This is a genomic window from Streptosporangium sp. NPDC050855 (genome assembly GCF_044456585.1).
Classification (GTDB): Bacteria; Actinomycetota; Actinomycetes; order Streptosporangiales; family Streptosporangiaceae; genus Streptosporangium; species Streptosporangium longisporum.
Genome location: NZ_JBITFY010000022.1, coordinates 35,093 through 48,878, shown reverse-complemented (window position 1 = coordinate 48,878; position 13,786 = coordinate 35,093). Strand labels below are relative to the sequence as shown.

At 73.1% G+C, this 13,786-nt stretch carries 14 protein-coding genes; 6 read left to right on the top strand and 8 right to left on the bottom strand.

What is annotated here, in order from left to right; genetic code table 11:
• Window positions 1-37 precede the first annotated feature (37 nt).
• Window positions 38-499: a PPOX class F420-dependent oxidoreductase gene (locus tag ACIBCT_RS33540; RefSeq protein ID WP_399195565.1), complete on the bottom strand. Its 462-nt coding sequence runs from the start codon at window positions 497-499 to the stop codon at window positions 38-40.
• A gap of 207 nt (window positions 500-706) precedes the next feature.
• Here ACIBCT_RS33540 and ACIBCT_RS33535 point away from each other — a divergent pair, with 207 nt between their 5' ends.
• Together ACIBCT_RS33535 and ACIBCT_RS33530 are read left to right on the top strand one after the other, a co-directional pair.
• Window positions 707-1,387, top strand: a complete 681-nt coding sequence (locus ACIBCT_RS33535; protein ID WP_399195563.1) for a fasciclin domain-containing protein — start codon at window positions 707-709, stop codon at window positions 1,385-1,387.
• Window positions 1,388-1,696: 309 nt separating this feature from the next.
• Window positions 1,697-3,337 carry a RecQ family ATP-dependent DNA helicase gene (locus ACIBCT_RS33530; RefSeq protein ID WP_399195561.1) on the top strand — a complete coding sequence of 547 codons (1,641 nt, stop codon included), beginning with the start codon at window positions 1,697-1,699 and terminating at the stop codon, window positions 3,335-3,337.
• A gap of 109 nt (window positions 3,338-3,446) precedes the next feature.
• Here the strand turns inward: ACIBCT_RS33530 and ACIBCT_RS33525 are convergent, their stop codons facing one another.
• The 3 genes from ACIBCT_RS33525 to ACIBCT_RS33515 form a co-directional block, all read right to left on the bottom strand.
• Complete coding sequence (locus ACIBCT_RS33525) at window positions 3,447-4,268, bottom strand: SAM-dependent methyltransferase (protein WP_399195559.1); 822 nt, start codon at window positions 4,266-4,268, stop codon at window positions 3,447-3,449.
• A gap of 102 nt (window positions 4,269-4,370) precedes the next feature.
• Window positions 4,371-5,189 (bottom strand): SAM-dependent methyltransferase, encoded by an 819-nt coding sequence (locus tag ACIBCT_RS33520; RefSeq protein WP_399195557.1) that lies wholly within the window; start codon window positions 5,187-5,189, stop codon window positions 4,371-4,373.
• Between the two features lie 160 nt (window positions 5,190-5,349).
• Window positions 5,350-5,853 (bottom strand): ATP-binding protein, encoded by a 504-nt coding sequence (locus ACIBCT_RS33515; RefSeq protein ID WP_399195555.1) that lies wholly within the window; start codon window positions 5,851-5,853, stop codon window positions 5,350-5,352.
• Window positions 5,854-6,079: 226 nt separating this feature from the next.
• On the opposite strand from ACIBCT_RS33515, the gene ACIBCT_RS33510 reads away from it, so the two are divergent.
• The 3 genes from ACIBCT_RS33510 to ACIBCT_RS33500 all read left to right on the top strand — a co-directional run bounded on the left by ACIBCT_RS33510 (window position 6,080) and on the right by ACIBCT_RS33500 (window position 9,033).
• A complete protein-coding gene (locus ACIBCT_RS33510; RefSeq protein ID WP_399195553.1) occupies window positions 6,080-6,316 on the top strand; it encodes a DUF397 domain-containing protein in 237 nt (78 codons plus the stop codon).
• A gap of 127 nt (window positions 6,317-6,443) precedes the next feature.
• Window positions 6,444-7,361 (top strand): helix-turn-helix domain-containing protein, encoded by a 918-nt coding sequence (locus ACIBCT_RS33505; protein ID WP_399195551.1) that lies wholly within the window; start codon window positions 6,444-6,446, stop codon window positions 7,359-7,361.
• Between the two features lie 115 nt (window positions 7,362-7,476).
• The gene (locus ACIBCT_RS33500) at window positions 7,477-9,033 is read left to right on the top strand and encodes an SDR family oxidoreductase (RefSeq protein WP_399195549.1); all 1,557 of its coding nucleotides are present in this window, start codon (window positions 7,477-7,479) and stop codon (window positions 9,031-9,033) included.
• A 295-nt stretch (window positions 9,034-9,328) separates the two neighbouring features.
• On the opposite strand, the gene ACIBCT_RS33495 is transcribed toward ACIBCT_RS33500, so the two are convergent.
• From ACIBCT_RS33495 to ACIBCT_RS33480, 4 genes are all read right to left on the bottom strand, one after another.
• Window positions 9,329-10,024, bottom strand: coding sequence for a response regulator (locus ACIBCT_RS33495; protein ID WP_399195547.1), 696 nt, complete (start codon window positions 10,022-10,024; stop codon window positions 9,329-9,331).
• A complete protein-coding gene (locus tag ACIBCT_RS33490) occupies window positions 10,021-11,196 on the bottom strand; it encodes a sensor histidine kinase (RefSeq protein ID WP_399195545.1) in 1,176 nt (391 codons plus the stop codon). The genes ACIBCT_RS33495 and ACIBCT_RS33490 overlap by 4 nt, the downstream gene beginning before the upstream one ends.
• A 130-nt stretch (window positions 11,197-11,326) precedes the next feature.
• On the bottom strand, window positions 11,327-11,800 hold the full coding sequence (locus tag ACIBCT_RS33485) for a low molecular weight protein-tyrosine-phosphatase (protein ID WP_399195543.1): 474 nt from the start codon (window positions 11,798-11,800) through the stop codon (window positions 11,327-11,329).
• Complete coding sequence (locus ACIBCT_RS33480) at window positions 11,797-12,417, bottom strand: TetR/AcrR family transcriptional regulator (RefSeq protein WP_399195541.1); 621 nt, start codon at window positions 12,415-12,417, stop codon at window positions 11,797-11,799. The genes ACIBCT_RS33485 and ACIBCT_RS33480 overlap by 4 nt, the downstream gene beginning before the upstream one ends.
• Window positions 12,418-12,533: 116 nt before the next feature.
• Between ACIBCT_RS33480 and ACIBCT_RS33475 the strand changes: the two genes are divergently transcribed.
• Window positions 12,534-13,682, top strand: coding sequence for a serine hydrolase domain-containing protein (locus ACIBCT_RS33475; RefSeq protein ID WP_399195539.1), 1,149 nt, complete (start codon window positions 12,534-12,536; stop codon window positions 13,680-13,682).
• Window positions 13,683-13,786 lie beyond the last annotated feature (104 nt).

Here is a 13,786-nt window from a genome sequence, read left to right as displayed (position 1 = left end):
CGCGGTGGTGAGCGCGGTGCGGTGGTGAGCGCGGGGCTCAGGCCAGGCGGGCGGGGAAACCGCCGGTGGCGATCGGGCCCCAGCGCTCCGGGGTGACGCGCAGCAGCGACTTGCCCTGCCGGGTCATGGCCTCGCGGTACTCCGCCCAGTCGGGGTGCTCGCCGGAGATCGACCGGTAGTACTCGACCAGCGGTTCGAGCGCCTCGGGCAGGTCGAGGATCTCGGCCGTGCCGTCCACCTGCACCCACGGGCCGTCGAAGTCGTCCGACAGGACCACGACGCTCACCCGGGGGTCGCGGCGCACGTTCAGGACCTTGGCGCGCTCAGGGTAGGTGGACACCACGACGCGGCCCTCGGCGTCGAGACCGCAGGTCACCGGGGACGCCTGCGGCCTGCCGTCGCGCCGTGACGTGATGACCAGCGCGCGGTGGCGGTCGCGGAGGAACTCCAGCAGGCGGTCACGGGAGACGACGTCGTTCGTGGCGATCCTGGGGCTCATGTTCCCACTGTACGTGGGTGGGACGAACCCGTATTCACGCCCCGACGAATGGAAAATAGCTATCTTTCTTGGGAGATATGTGGTCAAGAGTGTTCTAATGGGGCATTTGTCATCAAATTTCAGGGAATTGATCTCCAATACAGCACATGAGTGGTTCGGGACCCCTCCGGGTCCGGATGGCTCATCCGCCCGAACAAGGAGATAACCGTGAAGCAGAAGTCTCTTCTGGCATCGGCCCTGACCGTGCTCGCGCTGACCGCCGCCCCTGTCGCCGCCGAGGCCGGGACCGGCGCCTTCGCCCGCACGCTCTCGCCGACGCCGGTTCCCACGGACATGACCTCCCCGCCGATGGAGAGCCCCTCGCCCACGGATTCCGTCATGCCCACGGACGGCGCCTCGCCGTCGGCGGGCGCAGCGGGCGAACCGTTCGGCCCCGCCTGCGCGTCCCTGCCCACCAGCGGGCCGGGCAGCCCGGCCGAGATGGCCACCCAGCCGGTCGCCACCGCGGCCGCGTCCAACCCCGAACTGTCCACGCTCTCGCAGGCGATCGAGCAGGCCGGCCTGACCGAGACGCTCAACTCCGCCAAGGACATCACGGTCTTCGCGCCCACCAACGACGCGTTCGACAAGATTCCGAAGGACACGCTCGACAAGGTCCTGGCCGACAAGGAGCAGCTCACCAAGCTCCTGACCTACCACGTCGTCGAAGGGAAGAAGACCCAGCAGGACCTCGCCGACGGCGAGCTGACCACCATGCAGGGCGGCACGCTCGCCGTCCAGGGATCCGGTCAGGAGTACACGGTCAACGACGCCAAGATCGTCTGTGGCAACGTCCAGACCTCCAACGCCGTCGTCTACCTGGTGGACACGGTGCTCATGCCCAAGTGACCACGACGTCCGAGGCGGCCGCGGCCTGACCGGCCGGGCCGCGACGCCGGCCGGATCCCGATCCGACCGGCCGGGCCCGCGATCCGACGGAGGGGTGCCCACGGGAGGCGCCCCTCACCCATGTCCGCCGCCCTCCCCGGCCGTTCCCGATCCCGCCCGCCCCCTCCGCTCCCTCCGTCCCACCCGTCCCGCACCCCGATGCCGCCGTTCCCGCCCAGCTCATGCCCGCGACCCCGGCCCACGCTCCGGCGGGCGGGGACTATCGCGCCGATCATGGGGTAACTGGGGCGGGACACGGAAGGCGGAGGCATGAGCATCAAGGACAGGTTCGGGCCGCGGGCGCGGCGGCTGCGGACGGTTGCCCGCAAGGTCTTCGGCTGGAAGGAACTGCGTCCCGGCCAGCTCGACGCCATGCGTCACCTGCTCGACGGCGGTGACGCCCTCGTCGTCATGCCCACCGGCAGCGGCAAGTCGGCCGTCTACCAGGTGCCCGCGCTGCTGCTCGACGGCCCGACCGTGGTCGTGTCACCGCTGATCGCCCTGCAGCGCGACCAGGTCGCCGGGCTGGCCGAGACCGACGCCGGGGGAGCGGTCGCGGTCAACTCCGCCCAGTCCGGGGCGGACGCCTCGCTGGAGGAGGTACGCGCCGGGACCACCGAGTTCGTCTTCCTCTCGCCCGAGCAGCTCGCCAAGCCCGAGACGGTCGACCGGCTGCGCGCCGCGCGTCCCTCGCTGATCGCCATCGACGAGGCGCACTGCGTGTCGGCGTGGGGTCACGACTTCCGGCCCGACTACCTGCGGCTGGGACAGGTCATCGAGCGGCTCGGCCACCCCCCGGTGGTGGCGCTGACCGCCACGGCCACCCCCTCGGTGCGCGAGGAGATCGTCGCCGCGCTCGGCCTGAGGAACGTCCGCCAGATCGTGCGGGGCTTCGACCGTCCCAACATCGACCTGGAGGTGCGGCGCTTCATCACCCAGGAGGACCTGCGCAGGGCGCTGGTGGAGGACGCCGCCTCCCGCGAGGGCCTCGGTCTCGTCTACGTGGCCACCCGCAAGGCCGCCGAGGAGTACGCCGCCGCGCTGCGCGAGGCCGGGCGCAGGGCCGAGCCGTACCACGCGGGCATGAAGGCGGCCGAGCGCCACCGGATCCACGAGATGTTCCGCGACGACGAGCTGGACGTGGTCGTGGCCACGTCGGCGTTCGGCATGGGCATCGACAAGCCGGACGTGCGGTTCGTGCTGCACGCCTCCCCGCCGGAGTCGCCGGACTCCTACTACCAGGAGATCGGCCGCGCCGGACGGGACGGGGAACCGGCCGCCGCGGTGCTGTTCTACCGCCCGGAGGACCTCGGGCTGCGCAGGTTCTTCGCCGGGGGACGCGCCGACGAGGAGCTGCTGCTGCGGATCGCCACGCTGGTGAGCGAGCACGGCGGCACCGTGCCCACCGATGAGCTGCGGAGCGTGCTCGACATCGGCGCCACCCGGCTGACCCGAGCGGTCAACCTGCTGGAACGGGCGGGCAGCGTCCAGGTCACCCGCAAGGGCGACCTGCGCCGGCTGCCCGGCGCGCCCGAGCCCGAGGCGGCCACCGCCCGCGCCGTCGAGCTGGACGAGACCCGCCGCCGCATCGACGACTCGCGGATCGACATGATGCGCGGGTACGCCGAGACGACCGGCTGCCGGCGCCGGTTCCTGCTGGAGTACTTCGGCGAGCCGCGCGACCGTACCTGTGACGCCTGCGACACCTGCCGGGCGGGCCTTCCCGAGGAGACCGAGGCCGAGGCCGAGGGGCCGTTCGCGATGCACGCCCGGGTGCGGCACAGCGCCTGGGGTGCGGGAATGGTGATGAGCAGGGAGAGCGACCGGATCACCGTGCTGTTCGACGAGGTCGGCTACAAGACGCTCTCGCTGGAGGCCGTCGAGCGCGAGGACCTGCTCGTCGCCGGGTGACCGGCCCGGCCTCGCCCGCCGGTCCCGCTCCACGCGCCCCGGCCTCGTCCGTCCGCGGTCCCGCTCCGTGCGTCCCCGGCCGGTCCGGTTCCGCCCCGGCCGCGGAGTGTCAGCCCTCGGTCTTGCGGCCGATCCCGCCCATCGACCAGGTCCTGTCGCGGCCCTGCGTGGTGAGCGGGTTGTCGGGGCGCCAGTGACGGATGTAGACCAGGCCCGGCTCGACGAGCTCCAGCCCGTCGAAGAAACGCAGGACCTGGTCGCTGGTGCGCGAGGCGTCCTCGTGGCGGCCGAGGACCTGCCGGTAGATGTCGACCAGCGGGCCGGCCGCCTCCGGGCGCGTGTCGAAGACGACGTGGCCGATGGCGAAGTGGCTGCCGACCGGCACGGCCTCGCGCAGGACGGCCACGTTCTTGTGGGGGTCGTCCTCGTCGGGGATGAACTGCAGGGCCGACAGGATCAGGACGGCCACCGGCTCCTCCAGATCGATCAGGCTCCGCAGCCCGGGGTCGGTGAGCAGCTCCCGGGGGTGCAGCACGTCGCCCTCGACGACGGTGGTGCGCGCGTCGGTGGCGAGCATGGCGCGGGCGTGGGAGAGCACGACCGGGTCGGTGGCGACGTAGGCCACCCGGGTCTCCGGCGCGATCTCCTGGGCCACCTGGTGGACGTTCCTGCGGGTGGGCAGCCCCGACCCGAGGACGACGAACTGCCTCATGTCCTGCCCGACGAGGTAGCGCACCACCCGGCCCAGGAAGGCGTGCGACTCCTGGGCCATGGTCCTGATCTCCGGTGCGACGGCGAGCACCCGCTCGGCCGCCTCGCGGTCGGCGGCGAAGTTGTCCTTGCCGCCGAGGAAGTAGTCGGCCATCCGGGCGGCGTTGGGCGCGCTGGTGTTCAGGGCGGCGGGCCCCGGCCGCCGAACCGCGTCGCTCATACGTCGTCCCTCCGTTACCTGTGACACTAAAGAACCGCACGACCGGTGAAGAGCTGTCAAGCCCCGTGCCGGGACCCGTCCCCTGCCCGCACGCGGCGCGGACTACTCCTTGACACCGACCCCGCCGACCGTCCAGATGGACTCCGTCGAGTGGAGCGCGGCCCGGTCCGGCCGCCACTCGGGGATGTAGACCAGGCCCGGCTCGACGAGCCGCAGCCCGTCGAAGAAGCACTCCACCTCCGCCCTGGTGCGCAGGTTGGCCCGGTACGGGCCGGTGATCGACCCGCGCTCCTGGTAGAGGGCGGCCAGCCTGGCCGTCGTCTCCGGGCGCAGGTCCGAGACCGCGTGCGAGACGGCCAGATGGCTGCCGGGCGTCATGGCCTTCTGCAGGGCGGCCACCACCTGGGCGGCCTCGAGGTCGTCCGGGAGGTGGCTCAGCACCGACAGCAGCAGGAAGGCCACGGGCCTGTCCAGGTCGATCGTGCCGGTGAGGCCGGGATGCGCCAGCAGCCCTTCGGGGTCGCGCAGGTCCGCCTCGACGACCGTGGCCGCGTCGCCCTCCTTCAGCACGGCCTGGGTGTGCACGACCACCATCGGGTCGTTGTCGACGTAGACGACCCGCGCGTCGGGCACGAGGTCGCGCAGGACCTGGTGCGTGCCGCCCGGCATCGGCAGGCCGCAGCCGATGTCGACGAACTGGCGGATGCCGGCCCCGGCGAGGAACCGTACGACGCGGCCGAGGAACGCGCGGCCCTCCCTCGCCATGGCGGGGAGCTCGGGGGCCAGCGACAGCGCGATCTGCGCGACCTCGCGGTCGGCGGCGAAGTTGTCCTTGCCGCCCAGGTAGTAGTCGGCCATCCGGCTCGTGTTCGGGGTCGCGGGATCGAACCTGAGGCGTTCGGGCTGTGGCGACGCCATCATGTCCTCCGTCCAGCGATACGGCCTGCAGCGGACATTATCGGCCTTTCACCCGCAGCGTGACCTCTTTTCTGTCGGTCTTCCTCCATCTGTACCGTGAAATGTCATATCTCTCGTCACCGGGTCGCCCGCCCGTCACCGGCGGCGTACCCGCCGGGCACGGTCAGTGGCAGGACTCCCGGTGCCGCCCGTTCCCCGGGGGCAGCGCGAAGGCCGCCCACACCGCCTTGCCGCGGTCCTCCAGCGGAGCCCATCCCCAGGTCTGGCTGACACCGTCGATCAACTGGAGCCCCCGGCCGCACTCGGCCTCGTAGTCGGGTTCGCGCAGGCGCGGGCCCTGGTCGCTGGGGTCGGTGACCGCGCAGAGCATCGCGTGCTCGGTGTGGCAGAGGATGACCTTGACCTCGGGGAGGGGGAGGGCGTGCAGGACCCCCCGCGTACCGTGGCGCAGCGCGTTGGTCACCAGCTCGGAGACCACGACACCGGTGTCGTCGATCAGTGGCTCCAGCTCCCAGGCGCGCAGGGAGCGGACGGCGAACTCGCGGGCGGTCCGCGCCGCGCGCGGGTCGTGGCGCAGGCTGCGCACGGCCATCTGCATCTGGCCGGCGCGGCCCTCACCGTCGGACCAGAAGGGCAGGCCGCCCGGGGGGAGCACGTGATCGAGCATCGACAACCACCGTTCCCACCCTCCGATCCGGGATCGGACGGGTGTGGCTTCGTGTCTTCGGTAACCAGTCATCGGAGACCTTGGGGAGGTGGGTGATCGGGGGCGAGAGATCCTTTAGCCATCTTGCACGCCGTTATGTGCATAGGCAAGTACAGATGCACGTGCATCTGCACAAAAGCCCTATGCTCATCATGTTATGACCCTCCCTGATCGGTGAGAGGCGAGGATGAACCAGCCGTACAACGGCATGTCGGCCGCCCAGATGGACGGCGTCGTATGGCGCAAGAGCCACTTCAGCAACCCGAGCGGCAACTGCGTGGAACTCGCGGAGCTTCCCGACGGCAGGGTCGCGATGCGCAACTCCCGCGACCCCGAGGGGCCGGCGCTCGTCTACAGCCGCCGCGAGACGGACGCCTTCGTCCGCGCGGTGAAGGGCGGGGAGTTCGACGACCTGATCGCCTGACCGGCGGGCGACATGGTTGAAGAATGAACTCATCTATGGTCTGTGCGTCACCCGCGGAGTACCGTGAAGGATCGCGATCGCCGTGAACGAAGGGCGACGGTTCGTATCCGCGCCCGAAGGACTGCAGATGACCACACCTCACGCCGCCGGCAGGCCGGCCGGGCCCCGCCCGATGACCGCGCCGAGGGACAGCTCCACCGTGCTGCGGATCGTTCTGGGCGCGCAGCTGCGCCGCCTGCGGGAACAGCGCGGCATCACGCTGGAGGACGCCGGGTACACCATCCGCGCCTCGCACTCGAAGGTCAGCCGCATGGAGCTCGGCAGGGTCGGCTTCCGGCTCAGGGACGTGGCCGACCTGCTCACCCTGTACGGGGTGACCGACGAGGCCGAGCGCGAGCCGCTGCTCTCCCTGGTGGAGAAGGCCAACCTCGCCGGCTGGTGGCACAACTACGGTGACGTGCTGCCCGCCTGGTTCGAGACGTACGTGGGCCTGGAGGAGGCGGCCACCGGCATCCGGAACTACGAGGTCCAGTTCGTGCCGGGCCTGCTGCAGAGCGAGGGGTACGCGCGGGCCGTCGTCCAGCTCGGCTTCTCCTCCGCCTCCCCGGCCGAGGTCGACCGGCGGGTACGGCTGCGCCTGGCGCGCCAGCGGCTCCTGCGCCGCCCAGACCCGCCCCACCTGTGGGCCGTGCTGGACGAGGCCGTGCTGCGCCGCCCGCTCGGCGGGGCCGAGGCGATGTGCGAGCAGATCGACCACATCCTGCGGGCGATCGAGCTGCCCAACGTGACCGTCCAGGTCGTGCCCTTCAGCGTCGGCGGCCACGCCGCGGCGGGCGGGCCCTTCAGCATCCTGCGGTTCTCCCAGCCCGACCTGCCCGACGTGGTCTACATGGAGCAGCTCACCAGCGCCGTCTACCTGGAGAAGCGCGACGACGTCGACCGCTACCTGGAGGTCATGGAGCGGCTGTGCATCGAGGCCGAGCCGGTCACGCGCACCCGGGAGATCCTGCTGGGCATCCGCGAGGACTACCGGCGCTCCCTGTGAGGACGCCCCCTCACCGGCCCTGACGGGCGCGGTGCCCCCGGTGTACCGGGTGATCGCGAAGGCTCCCGGCGAGTCCGGCCGCAACCGGCCGGGGGAGCCGTACGAAGATGAATGAATGAGATGTCTCGTGACCGGCGCGGCCGGGTACATCGGGGGGCGGCTGGTCCCCGAACTGCTGGACGCGGGTCATGAGGTCCGCTGCATGGTGCGCTCGTCCGGCCGCGTACGCGACCAGCCGTGGGCCTCCCGGGTCGAGGTCGCCGAGGCCGACGCGACCGACGCCGCGCAGGTGGACAGGGCCCTCGACGGCGTCGACGTGGCCTACTACCTGATCCACACCATGGGCGGCGGCAGGGACTTCGCCGCGGCCGACCGCGAGGCGGCCACCACCTTCGCCGCCGCGTGCGAGCGGGCCGGGATCCGCCGCGTCGTCTACCTCGGCGGCCTGGCGCCCGACGGGAAGCTCTCGCCGCACATGAGCTCCCGTACCGAGGTGGGGCAGATCTTCCTGGACGGCGCGGTGCCCGCGGTGGTGCTGCGGGCGGCGATGATCATCGGTTCCGGGTCCGCCTCGTTCGAGATGCTGCGCTACCTCACCGAGCGGCTGCCGGTGATGACCACGCCGCGCTGGGTCTCCACCAGGACCCAGCCCATCGCCATCCGCGACGTGCTGCGCTACCTGGTGGCCTGGGCGAGCGTGCCCGGGGAGGTGAACCGCTCCTTCGACATCGGCGGCCCGGACGTGCTGACCTACGCCGACATGATGCGCGTCTACGCCGACGTCGCCGGGCTGACCCGCCGTCTGATCATCCCGGTCCCGCTGCTCAGCCCGGGCCTGTCCAGCCACTGGGTGGGGCTGGTCACCCCGGTCCCGGCCGGGCTCGCCCGCCCGCTGGTGGAGTCGCTGCGCAACGAGGCGGTCTGCGGCGAGCACGACGTCGCCCGGTACGTCCCCGACCCGCCCGAGGGCCTGATCGGGCTGAGGCGCGCGGTCGAGCTGGCCCTGAAGAAGATCAAGGAGGCCGAGGTGGCCACCCGCTGGTCCTCGGCCTCCACCCCGGGCGCGCCCAGCGACCCGCTGCCCACCGACCCCGGCTGGGCGGGCGGCAGCCTCTACCTGGACGCGCGCGCCCGCCGGGTCAACGCCTCCCCGCAGCAGCTCTGGGAGGTCGTCGAGGCGATCGGAGGCGAGGCCGGCTGGTACTCCCTGCCCATCGCCTGGCACCTGCGCGGCCTCATGGACCGCGCGGTCGGCGGGGTGGGGCTGCGCAGGGGACGCCGCGACCCCCGGCGCCTGCGGGTGGGCGACTCGGTCGACTTCTGGCGGGTCGAGGAGGTCCGGCCGGGCCGCCTGCTGCGGCTGCGCGCGGAGATGCGGCTGCCCGGCCTGGCCTGGCTGGAGCTGCGGGTGCTCGAGCACGAGGGAGCGACCGTCTACGGCCAGCGGGCCGTCTTCCATCCCCGCGGCCTGTCCGGGCACCTGTACTGGTGGTCGGTCTCGCCCTTCCACACCCTGATCTTCGGCCGGATGCTGCGCAACGTGGCCGCCGCCGCCGAGCACGGCCCGGTCTCCCCCCGCCCGCCCCGGACCACCGGCGCCGGACCCTCGGGCGATGCGGCCGGAACCGGCCGGCCGGCGGGCACGACCGCGGACACGGCGCCCGGGAGATGAACCCGCGACCGCGGACGTGACGCCCGGCCGCCGAGCCGATGCTCCGCCGGGCCACTGCTCCGCCGACCGTGGCCGGTCGACACGGTGATCGACATGGTCGTGGGCGCGGCGATGTACCGCATGCTCATCGCCCCCGCCTCGTCGCGGGACCCCGCCGCGACGCGCCGTTACCTGGAGGACGTCGTCCACCAGGCCGAACGGCTGCCGGCACCCCCGGAGCCCCGCCCGTCCGATGCGCCCGGCCCGCCCGGCGCACAAGGCCGTCGCCGTCGCCGTCGTGGCGATCCCGTCGCCGTCACGGCGACGGCGCGGGCGGTCCTCGGCGGGGCGGCCGGGCCGCCGTGACCAGGCCCGTCTCGTAGGCGACGATGACGAGCTGGGCCCGGTCGCGCGCGGCGAGCTTGCCGAGCAGGCGGCCCACGTGCGTCTTCACGGTCGCCAGGCTCAGGGTCAGGTGGTCGGCGATCTCGGTGTTGGACAGCCCCCGCGCGATCAGCTCCAGCACGTCGCGCTCCCGGCCGGTGATCCCGTCCAGCCCGTGCGCGGCGGGCCGCGCGGGTTCCGGGCGCCGGCAGAACTCGGCGATGAGCCGGCGCGTCACCGTGGGGGCGAGCAGGGCCTCACCGGAGGCGATCACCCGGATCGCGGCGAGCAGGTCGGCCGGCGGGGTGTCCTTGAGCAGGAAACCGCCGGCCCCGGCCCGCAGCGCCGCGTAGACGTACTCGTCCAGGTCGAACGTGGTCAGCATCAGCACGTGCGCCCCGGGCACGCCCGCCGGGCCGCAGATGCGCCGGGTCGCCTCGATGCCGTCCATCTCCGGCATCCGCACGTCCATCAGCACCACGTCCGGCGACTCGGTGCGGGCCAGCTCCACCGCCTCGGCCCCCGTCCCGGCCTCGCCCACCGCCACCAGGTCGGGCGCGGTGTCCACCAGCAGCCGGAAGCTGCCGCGGACCAGCGCCTGGTCGTCGGCGACGAGCACCCGGATCACGGCGCCTCCCCGTACGGTATGCGGGCGAGGACGCCGAAGCCGCCCCTCGGGCGGCGCCCGGCGGTGAAGCTCCCGCCGTACACGGCCACCCGCTCGCGCATCCCGATCAGCCCGTGCCCGGGCCCGGCGGGCGGCACCGGCCCGCCCGGGCCGTCGTCGACGACCTCGATCGCGACCTCGTCCCCGGCCTCGCCGCGCGACGTCGTGACCGAGACCCGGCACCGGGCGGGGGCGGCGTGCCGGACGACGTTGGTCAGCGCCTCCTGGACGATCCGGTAGACCGACAGCTCCACCCCCTCGGGCAGCCCGCGGGCCCGCACGTCCAGCTCCACCCGGACCCCGGCCGTCTCAGCGCGGCCGGCCAGGGCGGTCAGATCCGCCAGGCCGGGGGAGGGGAGAAGGTCGGGTGCGGCGTCGAGGTCGGGGCGGAGCACGCCCAGCAGGCGGCGCATCTCGGTCAGCGCGCTCCGGCTGGTGGTCTCGATGACGCGCAGCGCGTCCGCGGCCTCCTCCGGGCGGGCCGCGGCGACGTGGTTGGCGATGCCCGCCTTGACGGCGATCAGGCTCATGCTGTGCGCCACCACGTCGTGCAGCTCGCGGGCGATCCTGAGCCGCTCCTCGGCGACCGCCCGGCCGGCCAGCTGCTCGGCCGATCGCGCCGCGTGGGCACGCCGCTCGCGCACGGCGCGGCCGGCGATCCAGGCGCCGCCCAGGAGCACCACCCCTCCCAGCAGCAGGCCGGGCAGACGTGCCGCCGGGGACGGGCCGGGGGTGCCCACCGCCGAGAGCAGCAGGACGGCCACCGCGCCGCAGGCGCCGATCGCGAGGGTGGGGTCCCGGCGGAGCCGCGGCCGGGTGAGCGCCACGATGTAGGCCGCGAAGGCCGCCGCCACGAAGCCGTCGTGCGTCAGGTCGAGGACGACGCAGGTCAGGGAGGCCGTGAGGACGACGCAGAAGACGGTGAGCGGCCACAGCCTCCGCACCGCCAGCGGCAGCGTGAACGCCGCCAGCGCCGGGACCCAGACCCACGCGGGCACGGACGGGTCCGGGGGCCCGCCGTTGATCAGCAGCAGGACGGCCGCGTACCCGGCGGCGGCGAGGGCGTCGAGGCGGACGAGCCGCTTCCGGCTCCAGCGGCGCAGGAAGAGCGAGTCGCCCACGGTGAGGTCCACGGTGGAACCGTATCCTCCGGGCTCGCGTTCCCACCTCCACCCGCGGGACGTCATCCTCCGGGCCGACCCCCACTCGACTTACTTTGTAAAGGCGGGTGCCCGGGTTCATATGATCACGAAGGAGCAGGAGTCACCCGAGGGTACGGGCCAGGTGGTCGGCCAGGCCGGTGGAGGCGGCCTGGACCATCCGCAGCACCTCGGCGAAGTCCTCGCGCTCGCCGTCGTACGGGTCGGGCACCTCGGCGTCCGGCGGGGCCGCGGGGTCGAAGGAGCGGAACAGGCGCACGTCCGCGCCCGCCGGGGCGAGGCGGCGCAGCGTGCTCAGGTTGCGGGCGTCCATGGCCAGCACCAGGTCGATCCGCTCCCACCAGTCGGGCAGGAACTGCCGGGCGCGGTGCTGCGAGCCGTCGTAGCCGTGGTCGGCGAGCATGGCGGCCGCCCGCGCGTCCATCGGGCCGCCGCTGTGCCAGTCGCCGGTGCCCGCGCTGTCGACCGTGACGAGATCCCCCAGCCCGTGGTCGGCCAGGGCCTTCCTCAGCACGATCTCGGCCATGGGGGAGCGGCAGATGTTCCCCAGGCACACCAGGCATATGTGATGACTCATGCCTCAAGGATGCCGCCTGGCGGGGATGCTCCCGCCTGCCGGCCGGACGGGTCCGCGGGCCAGTTCTCCAGCAGCAGGTGCAGGGCGTCCAGACCCCGTTCCCAGGAGGCCCGCACCTCGCGGGAGTGGCCGAACCCGCCGTTGGCCTCCAGGGTGACGTATCCGTGGAAGGTGCTGCGCAGCAGGCGTCCCGCGTCGGTCAGGTCCGGTTCGACCAGCCGGTACGCGCGCAGCATCGCGTACGTGAGCTCGACGTTGCGGGCGTGGGCGGGGGATCCGGCGAGGACGGCGGGGTCCAGCCGGACCTGGGTCGCCGCGTACCGGCCGGGGTGGGCCAGCGCGTACTCCCGGTACGCGTCGGCGAACGCGACCATGGCCTCCTTCCCCGAGCGGCCCGCGACCGCCGCGGCGATGCGGTCGGCGAGTTCGCCCGCGGCCAGCAGGGCGACGCGTTCCCGCAGGTCCTGGAGGTTGCGGACGTGCGAGTACAGGCTCGCGTCCTTGACCCCGAAACTCCGCGCCAGCGCGGACACGGTGATGTTCTCGAACCCGACGGCGTCCGCCAGGTCGGCGGCCCCCCGCGTCACCCGCTCCGCCGTCAGTCCCGCACGTGCCATGCGTCACCCTAACATTTCCTAGATATCCAAGGTATTTACTTAATGGCTCTAGGGGATGTAGCGTTCCGCGTCGTCGGCGCGCGGGGAGCGCGTGATGCCGGGAAGGGGGCAACACCATGGAGCACGACGGGGGAGCCGACGAACGGTTCGGGGCCGTCGCGGACGCGTTCCGCCGGAACTTCGACGACCGCGGCGAGCTGGGCGCGGCCGTCACCGTGTTCGTCGGCGGGCGCAAGGCCGTCGACCTGTGGGGCGGCGTCGCCGACGAGCGCGACGGCCGGCCGTGGGAGCGGGACACGGTCGTCCCGGTCTTCTCCTGCGCCAAGGGCGTCGTCGCCGTCTGCGTGCACCTCCTCGCCCAGCGGGGACTGCTCGACCTGGACGCCCCGGTGAGCCGGTACTGGCCGGAGTTCGCGCGGGGCGGCAAGGAGGCGATCACCTCGCGCATGGTGCTCGGGCACCGCGCCGGGCTCCCCGTCCTGGACCGCGCGCTGAGCTTCGAGGAGATCGTCGGGTGGACACCGGTGATCCGTGCGATCGAGGAGCAGGAGCCGCTGTGGGAGCCGGGAGGCGCCCACGAGTACCACGGGCACGTCTTCGGCTTCCTCCTGGGCGAGGTGATCCGGCGGATCACCGGCCTCACCCCGGGCGCGTACTTCCGCGAGGCCGTCGGTGACGAGCTGGGCCTGAGAACCTGGATCGGCCTGCCGCGGGACGAGGCCGGAAGCCTGGCCCGGCTCGTCGAGGCCGAAGGGCGCCCCGCCATGCCCGGCCCGGAGACGCTGATCATGCGCACGGTGACGATGAACGGGGCACTCGTCTTCCCGGGCCTGGACGAGCCGCACGGCTGGAACGACCCCGCGATGCTCGGCGCGGAGTTCCCCGGGGCCGGTGCGGTCTCCTCGGCGGGCGGCCTGGCCGCGCTGTACGCCGCGGCCGCGACCGGGGTCGGCGGAGCGGAGCGGCTCCTCACCCCGGACACCGTCACCGACGCCGTACGGGAGCTGTCGGCCGGGACGTCGTGGTCGGGATTCCCGGACCTGGGCGCCCGGTGGGGATCGGGATTCCTGCTCGACGCGCCCGGGTTCCGGCCGATGCTCGGCCGTCGCAGCTTCGGCAACGACGGCGCGGGCGGCCAGTTCGCCTTCGGCGACGACGAGTACGGCGTCGGCTTCGGCTATGTCGCCAACCGGATGATCGGCCACGGCGACGGCCGGGCCGCACGGCTCGTCGCGGCGCTGCGGGAGTGCCTGGCGGCGCGGTGAACCATGGGCCGGTCCAGTGGCGTCACGGGAGTGCCCGTGAGCCGCGCACCGGCCGGAACGCCGGTCCGCCGGTGCCAGGGGAGTCCCCGACGGGCCGGTGAACC